Annotated in this window: 10 protein-coding genes and 2 pseudogenes; 6 read left to right on the forward strand and 6 right to left on the reverse strand. The window is 33.8% G+C overall.

Annotated features, from left to right (window positions below):
- Positions 1–5 precede the first annotated feature (5 nt).
- Positions 6–767: pseudogene (locus CD147_RS01705) on the forward strand (class I SAM-dependent methyltransferase).
- Between the two features lie 195 nt (positions 768–962).
- Positions 963–1,574, forward strand: coding sequence for a C39 family peptidase (locus CD147_RS01710; protein ID WP_103165720.1), 612 nt, complete (start codon positions 963–965; stop codon positions 1,572–1,574).
- A gap of 245 nt (positions 1,575–1,819) precedes the next feature.
- Here CD147_RS01710 and CD147_RS01715 read toward each other — a convergent pair whose 3' ends face one another.
- Positions 1,820–2,632: a metallophosphoesterase gene (locus CD147_RS01715; RefSeq protein ID WP_103165721.1), complete on the reverse strand. Its 813-nt coding sequence runs from the start codon at positions 2,630–2,632 to the stop codon at positions 1,820–1,822.
- 342 nt (positions 2,633–2,974) lie between these two features.
- Between CD147_RS01715 and CD147_RS01720 the strand changes: the two genes are divergently transcribed.
- Together CD147_RS01720 and CD147_RS01725 are read left to right on the forward strand one after the other, a co-directional pair.
- Positions 2,975–4,375: an amino acid permease gene (locus CD147_RS01720; RefSeq protein WP_103165722.1), complete on the forward strand. Its 1,401-nt coding sequence runs from the start codon at positions 2,975–2,977 to the stop codon at positions 4,373–4,375.
- Between the two features lie 285 nt (positions 4,376–4,660).
- Positions 4,661–6,862 (forward strand): cation:proton antiporter, encoded by a 2,202-nt coding sequence (locus CD147_RS01725; protein ID WP_103165723.1) that lies wholly within the window; start codon positions 4,661–4,663, stop codon positions 6,860–6,862.
- A 288-nt stretch (positions 6,863–7,150) separates the two neighbouring features.
- Here the strand turns inward: CD147_RS01725 and CD147_RS01730 are convergent.
- Positions 7,151–8,976, reverse strand: a pseudogene (locus CD147_RS01730) (APC family permease).
- A gap of 283 nt (positions 8,977–9,259) precedes the next feature.
- On the opposite strand from CD147_RS01730, the gene CD147_RS01735 reads away from it, so the two are divergent.
- Entirely contained in the window at positions 9,260–10,753 is a 1,494-nt protein-coding gene (locus CD147_RS01735; protein WP_103165724.1) for a serine hydrolase domain-containing protein, read from the forward strand.
- 74 nt (positions 10,754–10,827) lie between these two features.
- Positions 10,828–11,712, forward strand: coding sequence for a membrane protein insertase YidC (gene yidC / locus CD147_RS01740; protein WP_103165725.1), 885 nt, complete (start codon positions 10,828–10,830; stop codon positions 11,710–11,712).
- A 77-nt stretch (positions 11,713–11,789) separates the two neighbouring features.
- Here the strand turns inward: yidC and CD147_RS01745 are convergent, their stop codons facing one another.
- From CD147_RS01745 to CD147_RS01760, 4 genes are all read right to left on the reverse strand, one after another.
- The gene (locus CD147_RS01745) at positions 11,790–12,641 is read right to left on the reverse strand and encodes an NAD-dependent epimerase/dehydratase family protein (protein WP_103165726.1); all 852 of its coding nucleotides are present in this window, start codon (positions 12,639–12,641) and stop codon (positions 11,790–11,792) included.
- 56 nt (positions 12,642–12,697) lie between these two features.
- Positions 12,698–13,171, reverse strand: coding sequence for a YagU family protein (locus CD147_RS01750; RefSeq protein ID WP_103165727.1), 474 nt, complete (start codon positions 13,169–13,171; stop codon positions 12,698–12,700).
- A gap of 228 nt (positions 13,172–13,399) precedes the next feature.
- Positions 13,400–14,332 (reverse strand): 2-dehydropantoate 2-reductase, encoded by a 933-nt coding sequence (locus tag CD147_RS01755; RefSeq protein ID WP_103165728.1) that lies wholly within the window; start codon positions 14,330–14,332, stop codon positions 13,400–13,402.
- A 315-nt stretch (positions 14,333–14,647) separates the two neighbouring features.
- A complete protein-coding gene (locus CD147_RS01760) occupies positions 14,648–16,048 on the reverse strand; it encodes an MFS transporter (protein WP_103165729.1) in 1,401 nt (466 codons plus the stop codon).
- Positions 16,049–16,314 lie beyond the last annotated feature (266 nt).

Here is a 16,314-nt window from a genome sequence, read left to right on the forward strand (position 1 = left end):
TCAATATGGCGAAAAAAATGGCTGGCCATACTTTTCTAGCTCAATTAGGTAAAAAGCGCTTACGTCCTGGAGGCATAGTCGCTACAAATTGGCTCATTGATAAAGGGCATTTTTAAAAAGATAAGCGTGTATTAGAAGTTGGTTGTAATATGTGTACAACTTCTATTGAACTGGTTCAAAAATTTCAATGTCATATAGAAGGCGTCGACCTTAATAATGCTGCTTTAGAAAAGGGCCGACAAAATATTTCCAAACATCAACTAGATGATTACATTCATTTAACACAAGCAAATGCTGCCTCATTACCTTTTGATGATAACAGTTTTGATATTATATTAAATGAAGCAATGCTAACAATGTTACCTTTATCAGTTAAGGAAAAGGTTCTTCAAGAATATTCACGTGTACTCAAACCAAATGGCGTCTTATTAACGCATGATATCGCTATTGTTAATCGAGAACAGGAAGCACTTGTTGTTAGTGAATTAAGTGACGCGATAAACGTCAAGGTTACCCCACTTAAACCTGAACACTGGTATCAACTTTATCAAGACGCAGGCTTTACAAACGTTCAGTCTAATATGGGACCATTATCATTAATGACTCCATGTGGTATGATTCGCGATGAAGGATTGTTAGGTACATTAAATATTATTAAAAATGCTCTCAAACCATCTAATCGTCCAATGTTTGTTAATATGTTTAAAACAATGAGCACACATAAAAATGACATGAACTATATCGTTCATGCCGTAAGAAAACTATAAATTATTATAAAATAACGAGGCTGAGCTATCAAAATAGAAATTGCTTAGTCTCGTTTTTGCTCTAGTCGAATTTTTTAATATTTCCTGGTAAATAACGTTCAAAATAATATACGAGATAGCGTTCAAGGTATATAATAAATTTACTTTAACTAGACCGTACACAATGCTTTATGTGGGTACGAAGGAGAACGCATAATGAAGAAAAAAATCTTACCTATTAAACCAATAAGTCAATTATTCCCAATCCCAATGATAATGGGGTGTGAAGGTGTCTCGGCAGCGATGTTATTACAATATAACAATCATAAGATACATGCTACTGATATTATGAAATATTGGCCGACTCATCCAAATAATCCCTACAAAGGATATGTGGGGCATCATCTTCTTATTAAATTAGGGTATCATCAAACTATCTTTCCCGATGCCTATGTGCCATATTTAAAAACAATAAATGAACGATTTGTCGACGGTACAGGTACTGACTTAAAAGATTTAGAAGCAGTCATTGACGCAGACCAGCCTGTTATTATGTATCATACAAGCTTAGGGCGCAAGCCTTTTCATAGAAAGTTTAAGTTTGATAATGGTGCAATGCGACTTGTTTCTAATATTCATGTCACGTTGTTAATCGGCTATGATGATGACTATTATTATTATATCGATCCATTATGGAGTCACTTTTTCAAAACAATTATCCTACCTGCCATTGTGCCAAATCGTTTTCAACTAATTAAAATCAAAAAAGAAAAGTTAGAACGTAGTTTTAATGCACCTGGTAAGAAATGTATTTACTTACAACCGTAATATGAGAGAGAGGTTGGGACAAAAGTGGTTAGAATTTGAGCAGAACCGAACGATGAGCAAAAAAGGATAATATATCCTACTCTACAATTAGGCAGTAGTTGACTGAGATGAAGTTGCGTTAAAAACGTACTTTCTTCACCTCTAGTCAACCTTGACGGGGCGGGACTACGAAATCTTTGAAATTACATTAGATTTCTGTCTCGCTCCCTAGATTACAAAGTATTAGTGTCTCAGCTTTCTCGTAACTATTCAATATCTATTTCTATTAAAGCATGATTCATTTCTTGCTCAATATCAGGCGTTCGCCATTGACGTTGATAGCCAAGACACGGGCATAAATATGTCGTGTTCTTTTCAACAAGTGATTTACGAAAATGAACGTGCCCCATAATACTGTATTTAATTGGAAATGTTGCATATAAGTCATCAAAATCTCTAGTACCTATAAATGCATTAAAAAAATCAAAAATACGATGTGGTGTGGGCACTACAAATTGAGGATGCGTAACAATATGCGTCATTAAGATTACTTGCCTATTGCCCACTTGTTCTAAGTCATGTTTCGTTTGTTGTGCGGCTATTTTAGACCATGTTCTATCATCCATTTGCCAATCTATTTTTACCTTATCTTGCCATGTAGCACCATAAAATTTACCACGCTCTATACGTGTCATTTCAAACTTTTCATCAGCATAACTATAATCATACCAAGCCGTATGACCTACAATCGCCCAATTATCATTAATGATATAAGGTTTACCAATTAAACATTCCGGCTTGCTCACATAAAAATCATATATTTCTGTTGAGTTAGGCATACCCTCGCCCGTCCAATAATCATGATTACCAGGCACAAAGAATATAGGAATAGCGCATCGCTCTTTTAAATCTACAATAAATTGATAGCTTTGTTGAAAATGATTAGACATATCGCCACCAATTAACAATAAATCGATACGTCTTTGTTTTACAACACGTGTCAAAGTTTCAAGATATGTATTTGCTTCAAACTTAGGATGACGATCAATATGCAAATCTGAAATGGTTCCAATTTTCATGACACTATCCCTCTCTACCAATTAATCTTTAGAATTTAATCATTATGTCATAGTTATCATATATTATAAATTATTCTGTTTCTTAAATTTTCAGAAATTTGTTTGTATTTCTACAAATTAAGAGTATAATAAAAATAACTTTTAGCAAAGTTACATTTTTTGTAAACAATTAAAATTGCAAATCTAAAAAATTGAATACTTCAACACCTAGACATTTTTAACTTAGCTAATTTATAAACAATCTATTTCTTTGTTGAAAGTGAGTATTAGAATACCATTAAAAGAAAGCGTTTACACTACTAAAGCGTCACTTTATTAGCGTGCTTTCTAAGGAGGAAGTATATGGCTAGACAGTTAGAGAGAGAGTTAAACAATAGACACATCCAATTAATCGTGATTGGGGGCGCGATTGGTACAGGTTTATTCTTAGGTTCAGGTCAAACCATTGCTTTAACAGGACCTTCCCTTCTTATTACATACATGATTATTGGTATGGTGCTTTTTGCTTTTATGAGAGCACTTGGGGAATTATTACTTAGTAATACACGATTCAACTCATTTGTCGATATCGCCAATGAATATATAGGACCTTTTGGAGGCTTCGTGATCGGTTGGACTTACTGGCTTTCTTGGATATTTTCAAGTATGTCAGATTTAACTGCAATGGGGCAATATTTTAGTTTTTGGTTCCCACAAGTCCCACATTGGATTACCGTGCTTTTTATCGTACTTATGCTTATTTCATTTAATATGTTAGGTGCTAAATTATTTGGGGAGTTAGAATTTTGGTTCTCTATTATTAAAATCATTACGATTATTGCAATGATTATCATTGGACTTGTTATGATATTCTTTTCGTTTAAAACATCATATGGACATGCTTCATTCGGTAACTTAATTAACCATGGTGGTGTCTTCCCTAATGGGCCATTTGGTTTCTTAATGGCCTTTCAAATAGCGGTTTACTCATTTATTGGTATTGAATTAATTGGAGTTACTGCCGGAGAAACAAAAGATCCAAGAACAGTTATTCCTAAAGCAATCAATAATGTACCGATACGTATTCTATTATTCTATGTAGGTGGTTTACTCGTTATTATGTCAGTCATTCCATGGAATAAAATTGATTCAAATAGCAGTCCGTTTGTAACAATGTTTAGTTTAATTGGATTACCTTTCGCGGCTGGACTAGTTAACTTTGTAGTACTTACAGCAGCTGCTTCGGCGACTAATAGCGGTATTTATTCAAACAGTCGTATTTTGTTTGGTCTTTCAAAACAAGGCTTAGGACCGAAAGTTTTAAGTAAGACTAATAATAATAGCGTGCCTTATCTATCACTATTTGTCTCATCTGGAACATTGTTAGGCGCAGCATTATTAAACTTTATCTTTCCAGATGCCATTCAATTATTTATATACGTTACAACATTATCTACTGTCCTATTTTTAGTCGTTTGGGCAATGATAATTATTTCTTATATTATTTATGTACGTAAAAATCCTGAAGAACACCGTAAGAATAAATTTAAACTATTCGGCGGACAAGCAATGGCTTATGTCGTCCTTGCCTTCTTCGCATTTGTATTTATTCTCCTATTCTTCAGTGAAGATACAAGAATGGCTATTTTTATTTCACCGATTTGGTTTGTTTTCCTAATTATTTTTTATAGAAAATATAAGACTAATGCTCAAGCTCTGGCTGAAAAGACACGTAGCCAAGGTCGTCATTCAATTAACTACTAAATTTTAAGACGTCACATAGCATTAATCGTTTCTCAATATACAATCAAACTTTAATTTCTTGCTCCTATATTTACTAAAAGACTCTTAAATGATGTTATTCTTCGTCATTTAAGAGTCTCTTAATATTTCATTCTTTTACAACGATACTTCCAAGGACACTTAATTTACTCATTCCATGTAAGTCTAAATAATAATAGTTTTATAAAATAGTACTCGTGTTTTGATAGCGTATTTCATATAATGGTAAAATAATAATAATAATTTTATTATACAAAGGAGTTATTTATGGAACTATTAGAAGCATTTTTATTATTTATATTCGCAGTAATTATTAGTTCTATTATTTATAACAGGTTTCCCGTAGTTCCTACTGCCTTTATTCAAATTGCCTTAGGTGTTTGTCTATTTATCTTGCCTATCCCTATTCATTTTGAGTTTGAGTCAGAGGTATTTATGATGGCGGTCATCGCCCCACTATTATTCGTTGAAGGAACGCACGTGTCTCGTACCAAGCTTCTTGAATATCGTAAACCTGTTATATTGATGGCAATGGGCCTTGTCTTTACTACCGTCATCGGCGTCGGTTTCTTTATCCACTGGATTTGGCCTAACTTACCTATGCCAGCTGCGTTTGCTATCGCTGCGATACTCTGTCCAACTGATGCTGTAGCTGTTTCTGCGATTACTAAAGGTAAACTCTTGCCCAAAGGATCGATGTCAATTTTAGAAGGCGAATCACTATTAAATGATGCGGCAGGTATCATTTCTTTTAAAATTGCTGTGACAGCACTCGTGACTGGTAGCTTTTCTGCGTTTGATGCTATTGGACAGTTTGTCATCTCAACTATTTTAGGTATTTTAGTAGGAGCGATTATCGGTGCACTAGTAGTTAGTCTACGAGTCTATCTTACTGCCAATAAAGGATTAAAAGATGGTAACACGCTTACATTTATTCAATTATTAACACCCTTTGCAATATACTTTGTTGCAGAAGAATTTCACGCTTCAGGTATCATTGCCGTAGTAGTTGCAGGGTTAATTCACGGCTTAGAACGAGATCGGTTAATACGTGCACAAACCGAAATTCAAATGAACTATAATCAAATTTGGAATACGTTAAGCTATGCTTTAAATGGCTTTGTCTTTGTAGTGCTTGGTTACATAGTTCCAGAAGTATTTATGGAAATTGTAAGAGATGAACCTCAAAATGTCCTATTCCTAGTTACTACTGCACTATTAATCGCATTGGCAATTTATATCTTTAGATTTATTTGGGTGTATTTATGGTTTAAAGATTTTTATTATCCGAAAAATATGCAATCTTACCTAGATGATGAAGAAGATACTGGCCCGCCTAATCGTAAGCATTATGCTTTTATCATGACGATGTGTGGTATTCACGGTACAATCTCGTTATCAATGGCACTAACCTTGCCATTCATGATGAATAATAACCAAGAATTTATTTATCGTAATGATCTCTTGTTTATTGCTTCGCTAATGGTATTAATAAGTTTAATCTTAGCTCAAATTGTATTACCTTTCATCACACCTTCTGAACAAACGTCAAACTTTAAAGGTATGTCTTATCAAGCGGCTAAAATATTTATGGTTCAGAATGTCCTTGATGCCTTTAAAAATAAAATGAAAGAAAATACTAGCGTAGATTATCGTCCAATTCTTAACCAATACTTTAATGAATTATCATTCCTTATTAATATGGAACCTGATAATAAAAACACGAAAGAATTACGACGTTTACAAGAAATTGCTGAAGATGAAGAAACCGAAACATTGGAGCGCTTAATTCAAAAAGGGCGTATCACTAAAAAAGACTTAACCGATTATCGCAATGTAATGGAATTAAGTCAGTCCTATCGTGAAATGTCCCTACTGAAAAAAATCACTCGTTTCTTTAGACTCCTCTTCTTACGTTTTAAAGCACGTAAAGATTCAAGAAAAGAAGCGCATCAAGCCCATAAAAAGGAACGTGCTTTCATTAAAGAAGAGCAGAGAGCAACATCACAACAATACCGTGATAATGCAAGAGAGAAACATGAAGAATATAAACAAGAGCGTCAAAATCTAAAAGAAACACGTCAAACACAAAGAGAAGAATTTAAAAATAGCTTCAATAAAGTACAACAAATTATGCGTGTGGTTAATCACAATATCATTATGAAAATGCGTGATGAACAAAATAGTTCAAATGTACTAGAGGTCAGTTTAATCATAAACCAATATCACAATCTCTCACGTACAATTCGCCAAAATCAAACGAGAAAACAACAAAGAGAACAGAATAAAAAAGTGTACGAGTTAACGACCCAACAAGAACAAGATGTAAAACTCGAAGCACTTTACATTCAACGTAAATTTTTAGATGAATTAATTTCTAGAAATAAATTAACTAACGAAGTAGCCACACAACTTCGTGAGAATATTAACTATAACGAAATTGTATTAGCCCATGAAGCAAACCACTAAAACATAAGCGTAGAGAAGATTCATTCATGAATCACCTCTACGCTCTTTTTATGTCACTGCTCCATATTGTTGATCTCACGTGGGTCGAGCCTCGGTCTCGACGCCCATCCTTTCCCCCTATAAATCTCACCAACATTACTACGTTGAACATATATTATTAATTAAATATCTTACAACTATAGCGATACTATATCATTTACTATATTCTCTTAAATTATATTAATAATGATTTCATAAGTTTATTAACCTTCTTGCTTGAGCCTAACTCAAATGCCCCATACGATTCATCTATTTCTGAAGTTTGAATGGTACTGTGGCTAGAATAACATTTTTTTGATAAAACAATGCATTTTTAAGCGTATGCTTGTTTGGTTGTGTAAAAAGTTGTGCCAAGATTTTTTAGTAATAAACTGTGGTACTACGACTGTAATCACATAGTTTTTATCATTGGCTTTTTTATTTATTTTGTCAATGAATCGTGAAATTGGACGTATCACACTGCGATATTCTGAATGTAGTATAACTAGACGAACGTCTGGGAAATGACGTTCCCATTTTTCCGCAAAACATTTATCCGCTTCATCTCCAAACGACACATGTACAGCAATGACATCATCAGCAATCATTTGTGCATAATATACTGATTTATCAATTGAAGATGTAATAGTACTTACTGGCACAATAGCTAAGTTTTTATCGACCGTTGGTATATCTTGCACCATAGCAGTCGATCTAAGTTGTGAAGCAATATCTTTATAGTGACATTTGATACGTAAAAACACATACACAACAAAAGGTAAAAAGATTAAGATTGGCCACACTTGACTAAATTTAGTAATTAAAAAAATCATGAAAACGATAAAAGTAATGGTACCACCAATTGCATTGGCAATAAGTTTTGTGGCCCAGCCTTTTTCACGCCCTTTAATCCATTTAATAACCATGCCATATTGCGCTAAAGTAAATGGAATAAATACCCCTACCGCATATAACGGAATTAAGTTTTCAGTTTTACCTTTAAACACAATAATTAATAAGATGGCACATGCACCTAACGTAATAATCGAATTAGAATAACCTAATCGGTCACCACGCACACTGAACATATGTGGCATATATTTATCTTTTGCCATACTTGCAGCTAACATTGGAAAAGCAGTAAATCCTGTATTAGCAGCAAGTACAAGAATCATAACAGTAGTAACCTGTACAAAATAATATCCCACATTATGACCTAAAATATTCATAGCCAATTGTGACAATACTGTCGTTTCAGTTTCTGGCATAATACCGTACCAATAAGCTAAACCTACGATACCTACTAGTAAGAAAGCTAAGATGCTTCCCATAGCTATTAAAGTTTTGACCGCATTTTTAGGCCCAGGATCTTTAAAGTTCGTTACGGCATTTGAAATGGCCTCTACCCCTGTTAAAGATGAGGCACCTGATGAAAATGCTTTTAATAATAAAAATAGTGTTACGCCTGGCACAGCTGTACCTACTGTAGCATGCATATGTGGCGTAGCTTATCCGGTAGCCACTTTCCAGACGCCAACAAGAATCATAATAATTAACCCGATAATAAATAAATATACTGGATATGACAATACGGTTGCTGACTCAGTCAATCCACGTAAATTCATAATTAGAATAAACAATACTAATAAACACGCAATAAGTACTTTGTGATTATATAATGAAGGGAACGCAGCTACGAATGCATCAGCACCTGATGAAATACTCACCGCTACCGTTAAAATATAATCAACTAATAAAGAACCACCTGCAAGTAAACCCCATTTTTCGCCAATGTTTGTCTTCGATACCACGTATGCACCGCCACTTCTAGGATAGGCATAAATAATTTGACGATACGATAAAATTAACGCAGCCAATAAAATTAATACGGCACAAGCAATTGGCAATGTATACCAAGAAGCTACAGCCCCAACTACCGCTAAAGTAATTAAAATTTGCTCAGGACCATACGCCACGGAAGACAACGCATCAGAAGATAAGATTGCTAAAGCCTTAAAGTTACTGATTTTTTCATTTTTTAAATCACGATTACGTTTAGGCTTACCAATCAACAGTCTTTTAAATTGAGTAAACATAATAACCCTTACCTCTTTTATATTCAGTTTTAATGGATAAAATATACTCCCATTATCGAAAAATGTATAGCTATTACATTTAAATTTAATATATCTTTTTACCTTTAAAGTGTAAATTTATCATTATATTTTTAATAATTTTACTAAATATATGTTTTGTTAATACATCGTTTGCAATGAATAAATAAATATCCTTACGCTTTCTAAAAAATATTGCTATACTATTCACGATATTATATTAAATGGACCACGATATGAAAATGGATATAGAGGATACAACTTAATGAAAAAGAATTTAACTATTAGCGGTACAATATTAGTCATTATTATATTTGTCACTTCAATTGTTATTAAACTTACACCAAATTATTCGATGTTTAGTCCAGCATCTCAAAATTATATTGACCATATGATTAAGAATGAAATGCACGATGGCCATATACCTGGTTTATCTGTATTAATTGTGAAACACAATAAAGTTATTCTTGATAAAGGGTATGGTTATGCGAATATTAAAAAGAAAATTAAAGTTTCACCGAAAACACGTTTTGAGATTGCTTCAAATACTAAAGCTTTTACCGGTTATGTCATTATGCAATTAGTTAAAGATGGGAAAATCCAATTAAACGAGAAAGTAAGCCATTATATTCCTGGATTTTATATGACGTATAACGGGCATAAACAAGGTATCACTGTAGATCAACTTGTCGCTCAAACAAGTGGTATTCCCGCGGATATTACTGATAATGATAAGATTACTCAATCAAATAATAGCTTAGAAGGTATTGTAAATAGTGTTAAAGGTCGCCATCTGAATGCTAAACCTGGTAAGAACTTCGAGTACTCGAACATGAACTATGATATTCTCGGTCTCATTGTGCAAGAAGTATCTCATGAATCATATGCTTCTTACATTAAGGATCATATTTTCAAACCTTTAAATATGAAACACGTAACTACAAAAGAAAGTAATAATAAAATAGCTAAAGATGCGCAAGGTTATGATATTCAAGGAACTAAAGCATATGTGAGCCGTCCCGAATTTAATGTTGGCGATACCTCTTCTGCTTATATGATGGCAGGCACCAAAGATTTAGAGTCTTGGATTCGATTCCAGTTGAATCCACCTAGCTATCTAAATACGATGGTTGAAGCCACCCACCAAGCTAAAGTGAAAACAGAAAGTGGAAAGAATGCCACGGAATATGCGACTGGTTGGTTTATCGACCATAGTACTGGTGAGAAACTCGTTTACCATCCCGGTACTCTGGAAAATTATTCATCATATATTATTCTAAATCCTAAAAAAGATTACGGTATTGTCGTTTTAGCTAATGCCTATTCTAAGAATGTGTTCCAACTGGCACATAATTTAAATATACAAATGAGTAATGGGAAACACGTTACTACCATGCAACATCTTATCAATCAGTGGCAACCATATATTGTAGCCTTAACGATTATTATTTGGATATTAATTATAAGCGTTTTACGTCTTGTTTATCGCTATACTGCACGTATAGCGCAACTTCAATTTACTTTGACATCTCCTAACGTAAAATTAAATATAGTCATGTTAAGCATCGCCTTTATACTTATTTTAGGTTTACTTCATTTATTACCATCACTTATTCTTTCGGGCTCTGATTGGTATTTTATGATGTCTTGGTTGCCAGTATCGGCGAAAGTTGCTTTATTAAGTTTAATCATTTTCCTTATGAGTTGTTTTGCTTTTCTTTTCCTAAAATTAAGCACAGCTAACATTAAAACAAAATAATTTACATTTATATGTTAATCTATATGTATTAAAGACTAAGATTATTAAAGACCTCAGTATATAGGAGTTTATATATGAAACATAAAAACCCCCTCTTCTTATTAGGAGTAGTCACATTATTAGCGGGTTGTGATTACTCTCATGCAGAAGATCAACATGGTGTCTTTTATTCAGTATTTGTAAAACCGATGGATACATTGCTTCATTTTCTCGGAAGCATGTTTAACGAGAATTATGGCTTAGCGATTATTGTCATCGTATTTGTTATCCGCTTAGTGTTGATGCCTTTAATGTTTATTCAGGTGAAGAATATTCACGTGATGCGTGGGAAAACTAAGGTCGTTAAACCTGAAATTGATAAGATTCAGGATAAAATTAAGCATGCGACATCACAAGAGGAAAAAAGTGCAGCAAATAAATTATTAATGAAGAAGTATAATGACTATGGTATTAACCCATTCAAAAGCTTAGTCGGTACATTGCCTATTCTAATTCAAATTCCAATCTTATTAGGTTTATATGCGTGTATTAAGTATCCGACAAGCGGTGGCATTAAGGAACATCCACATTTTTTATGGTTTAACTTAATGCATAATGACATTATAATGACTTGCCTTGCCGCATTACTTTATTTTATCCAACCCTTAGTCAACTCGATTCATTACCCTAAAAATGAACGTCGCTCATACTATGTGATGATGATTTTATCACCTTTATTTATTATTTATGCATCATTACAATCCGCTTCAGCGCTAAGTTTATATTGGGCTATCAGTGCTACATTTTTAATTATTCAAATGCATTTCGCCCACAGTCATTATGCTAAAGTTGGAAAATTAGCAGGCGACAAATTGAAACAACGTATTGAACAACAACGTCGCGAGCGCTTAAACGCACAAACCACTCAATCAAAAACTGACGTAACAAATACCACTAATGAGCAACCACCACAAATTTAATACACATAAGAAAAGGTTGGGAAACCGATAAATGGTATCCCAACTTTTTCTAATATCTAATATAATATTTTAATCATTTATTTTAACGGATGCATACCGTCTTTCCATGAATTATAAATTAATTTACCGCCTTGTGCTTTGAACTTATCATTCGTAATACCACGTTCAAAATCTTGAGCTGGTGTAATATTCACGTTAGGTTTTACACCTACTTCTTGTGCATACCATTCTGCGAAATCGGAACCTTTAACAGGCTCATCATCTGCTATATTATAAATACCATTTTCAAAATTCATTGCTTGAATAGAAACTTCTACCGCATCATCTAAATGGATAAATGATGTTACGCCATCAGATAATGTAACGTCGCCATCTTTAAATTGGTTATAAATCATGCCGTCTTTACCATACCAAGTGCCTGGGCCGTATAACCAACCGAAACGCAAGATAACATATTGATCCATACGTGCCGTTTCTTTTTCAAGACCTACTACACCATCTACTGTAATCTTTCTATCTCCTTCAGAATTATAATCTAGAGGTGTTTCCTCAGTTGCTAATCCTTGGCCAGGTTCATACATGAAGCCAATACTTTGCGCTATAACTTTCTTCACATCATATTTTAAAGCAGCATCTGTTAAGTTTTTACCACCTTCAACACGAACTTTTGTGTTTGCCGCCATATCAACATTCTTCAAATCAGTAATTTGATTAATAATAATTTCTGGACGGAAATCTCCAATAGCTGCGTCGATTGTATCTGCTTTTAGAATATCGCCAATATACGCTTTCGCATTGAGACCTTCTAACTTTTCTTTACCTCTCTCTGAAGTCGTAAATCCAGCAACCTCGTGTCCTTCTTCAATAAGACGTTGTGTCAAACGTGTTCCAATTAAACCTGTTGCACCAGTAATAAATATTTTAGCCATAGTTAATACTCACCTTTCTATCTCTCTTTTTTTGAAAATGAATATATCAATTAAACTTATTTTCTAGCATCCCTAACTAAATCAATGGTATTCATCCATACAATATGACCGAACAACTCAGACATACGCTCTTCAGTTGGTAAATCTTTCACAGGAGGCGTAAGTTTAAGTTTCGGTAGTATATACTCATGAAATGCAATATGGATGGCTATACCAAATAACGAACCATGTAACGCAGTAACTTTTGGATATTTTTCAGCTAATAAAGCATATGCCATAGCGTTCGCTATTGAAAATCCATAGTGCACACCCATTACTGTAACTGGAATATCATGACCATTATAGTGGTACGTCGCATCCTTAATATTGCTAGGAAGACCTAGTTGTTTGAGTAACCTCATCGGTGGAGGCTCTTCATCGCGTTTTGGGGTTCTCGGTGGTACAAGGGCTTCCCACCCCATCTTCACGGCACCACTTAATAATCCACCGACGAGACCAGTCGCAATTATTCTTTTAGTTGAATGATTCATAGTCTAACAACTCCTTAATTTCACTTAATGATGTTCTACCCGATTTCATTAATCTTAAAATTCAGTTGTACCAAAAATTAAGTGTTGAGTGGATTATCTTACCACTTTTCAATTTGGCATTAAACGTAGACGCTCACTGTTGTTAAAATAAATAAAAACCCTTCAAAGTATTGTTAAACGAGTATCTACTTTGAAGGGTCGATTGAATATTGAAACATCGATATTTAATTATTGCGCTTGACGTTGCTCTTCTTTAGCGTGAATCATATTAGCTACGAATTGATTCACTGGAGCTAATATGTCATGTTCAAGTCCTAATTTAGCTACTGCACCATTAATATAGTCAATTTCTGTTAAACGGTTATTGTTAATTAAATCTTGATACATAGATGGGAAATGAGGTCCTACTTTATCATTTAAATCAATGAGATAATGGTAAACTTCATCCGCATTTAGATGGACTCCATCAATGGTTGCTACTTGAACGATTTCGTTGGTAAGCTTATACACTAACTTTCTCGCATATTCACTTTCATTAAGGTTTGATAAACGACATTCTAAGATTGTACATAGCGCATTTGCCGTACCGTTAACGCAAATCTTTTTCCAAATAGATTGCTGTAAATTATCGCTTTTTAAAGGTTTAAGATCTGCTTTTTCTAATAATTCATATACTGTATCAACATTGGCTTGTCCTTCTGGCACAAGTGCACCAATTTCAACTGGGCCACTACCCATTAAATGTGTTTGTCCTGGTGACTCTAAACCAGCTGTCCATGTAGTTACACCACGTACAATTCGAGCTTCATCTACCACATTTGCGATATAACGTTCATGTTTTAATCCATTCATTGTACATACCATAATCGTATTTTCGTGAATATGATGTTTAATATGACCTAACATATCTTGTAATTGCATTGCTTTCGTAAATAAAAAGACCACATCAAATTGAGCATCTTGAGGGATTTCAGTGTCTTGATACATTGGAATGTTCAGATGATGTTGCTCCCCATTAATATCAATATGTAATCCATCCTTTTTTACGGCCGTAGTTTGTGGTTCCCATCCGTCTATTAATGTCACATCATAACCTTGACGATATAACATGGCTCCAAAACCACTTCCTAAGGCGCCTGAACCGGCGATAGCTATTTTCATAAGGCATGACTCCTTTATCAAATGTTGTTTTTAAAATACTACTTTACTCAATAACCGTCAATATCATAGACACAATATTCTTAATTTTAAGATAATTATATAACTCAAAAATTGAAGCGAGATAGAAAAAGTAATTAGGACAGAAATCTAATGTAATTCCAAAGATTTCGTCGCCCCACCCCTGCAAGGTTAACTAGAAATGAAGAAAGTGAGGTTCGAACGCACCTTCAGTTCAGACCACTGCTGCCAACACTAAAGGCTGAGACATTAATACAAAAATGTCTCAGCCTTATTCCAAATAACTTTTTAAACTACTTAGTTATTTTGTAACTTTTTCGGAACTAAGAAGTAAATAACTATCAATGCAGCTAAGGCGATACCGGCATTAAATAATACACCAGCTGCGCCACCTAATTGTAAATTCAATAATGAAGCACAGAAGCCATAAATCGTACTAGACATTACAACACCAAAAGCATTACCTAATGATGATGCCATTTTATATAAGCCTGAAGCTACACCGACTTTATCGTCAGGCGCTTCTGCAACAGCTGTATCTGTTGAAGGTGTTGCATACATACCTAAACCGATACCAAATAGTAAATAGCCGATGATGCTTGAAACAATGTAAGCTATATTTGGTAAGAATGTTAATGATAGCAATAACAATCCTACAAACGTGAAACCACTCCCCATTAATAGTGGTTTCTTAGCGCCTAATTGTTGTAATAACTTTTCACCTGCACGGATCATTACAAGAACGGCAATAAGATACGTAATTGAAATTAAGCCCGCTTGCAATGAACTAAATCCTAGTTGACTTTGGTAATACGTATTAACAACGATTAACGTACCACCAGCCACACCGTTTAACATAAAGTTTGAAAGCGTAGCGCCACTATATCCTTTATTTTTGAAAATATGAAAATCAACTAAAGGATTTTTAGCTTTCATCTCACGGATAATAAATAATATTCCCGCAATGATAAACACAGCGCCTAAAGATAAAATGAATGGTGAAAATAAGCCACGATCAGCAGCTTGTGTAACCATTACATTGACACTTAATAAAGTGATAACAAGTAAGATTAAACCACTTACATCGAACTTAGATTGATTATCTTTTTCATTTTTGCTAGGTTCTATTTTCGTTTCTGGCGTATGTTTAATTAAGAAAAAGGCGATAATTGAAAGCACAATAGATACAATAAAAATCCATTGCCAACCTATTGTTGAGGCCATAAATCCACCAAATAATGAACAAATACCACTACCACCCCAAGAACCAATTGACCAGAAACTTAAAGCACGTTGTCTGTCAGTTCCCTTGTAATATTCATTAATAATCGCAAGTGTTGACGGCATAATAAATGCGCCAGAAAAACCTTGTAACGCACGACCAAGTATTAATAACCAGGCATAAGGTGCGATAATCAATAATAATGAACCGATAATACTTAATGCTAAACCTACGTGTGTCATTTTCACGCGACCAAATTTATCAGCAATATCCCCAGCTCCAACAATAAATAAGCCTGAGATTAATGCTGTTAAACTGACCGCGATATTAATTGTTCCCAAATTAGTGCTAAAAGATGATTGTAATGTCGGAACAATATTAACTAATGATTGGGCAAACAACCAAAATGTAAGTACTCCTATAATAATACCTACAAGTAATTTATTATCTCCCCTAAATTGTTTTGAAGATTCCATCTCGAAAAACTCCTCCTACTATACCTTTAAAAACTATAAATTAGTTTACAATGAAAACCTTATCATAATTAAGACTAAAACACTTAACAAAAACACTAATTATTTTTATAGTTTTTCACAATATATACTTTTATAAGATAAATACGTTTGAAATTATGTCTAAAATATAACTTTTAATTTTAAACTATTCAGTTAATTTTTTCCATACTATAATAAAGTAATAGCTTAAATTTTAAGTTTAAAAAAATATATCATAGGTGCGAAAT

The sequence above is a fragment of the Staphylococcus devriesei genome (assembly GCF_002902625.1).
Taxonomy (GTDB): Bacteria; Bacillota; Bacilli; order Staphylococcales; family Staphylococcaceae; genus Staphylococcus; species Staphylococcus devriesei.

Excerpts from the sequence above, each read along its gene's own strand:
- CD147_RS01710 (WP_103165720.1), top strand. The coding sequence starts at position 963 with ATGAAGAAAAAAATCTTACCTATTAAACCAATAAGTCAATTATTCCCA.
- CD147_RS01715 (WP_103165721.1), bottom strand. The coding sequence starts at position 2,632 with ATGAAAATTGGAACCATTTCAGATTTGCATATTGATCGTCATCCTAAG.
- CD147_RS01720 (WP_103165722.1), top strand. The coding sequence starts at position 2,975 with ATGGCTAGACAGTTAGAGAGAGAGTTAAACAATAGACACATCCAATTA.
- CD147_RS01725 (WP_103165723.1), top strand. The coding sequence starts at position 4,661 with ATGGAACTATTAGAAGCATTTTTATTATTTATATTCGCAGTAATTATT.
- CD147_RS01735 (WP_103165724.1), top strand. The coding sequence starts at position 9,260 with ATGAAAAAGAATTTAACTATTAGCGGTACAATATTAGTCATTATTATA.
- yidC (WP_103165725.1), top strand. The coding sequence starts at position 10,828 with ATGAAACATAAAAACCCCCTCTTCTTATTAGGAGTAGTCACATTATTA.
- CD147_RS01745 (WP_103165726.1), bottom strand. The coding sequence starts at position 12,641 with ATGGCTAAAATATTTATTACTGGTGCAACAGGTTTAATTGGAACACGT.
- CD147_RS01750 (WP_103165727.1), bottom strand. The coding sequence starts at position 13,171 with ATGAATCATTCAACTAAAAGAATAATTGCGACTGGTCTCGTCGGTGGA.
- CD147_RS01755 (WP_103165728.1), bottom strand. The coding sequence starts at position 14,332 with ATGAAAATAGCTATCGCCGGTTCAGGCGCCTTAGGAAGTGGTTTTGGA.
- CD147_RS01760 (WP_103165729.1), bottom strand. The coding sequence starts at position 16,048 with ATGGAATCTTCAAAACAATTTAGGGGAGATAATAAATTACTTGTAGGT.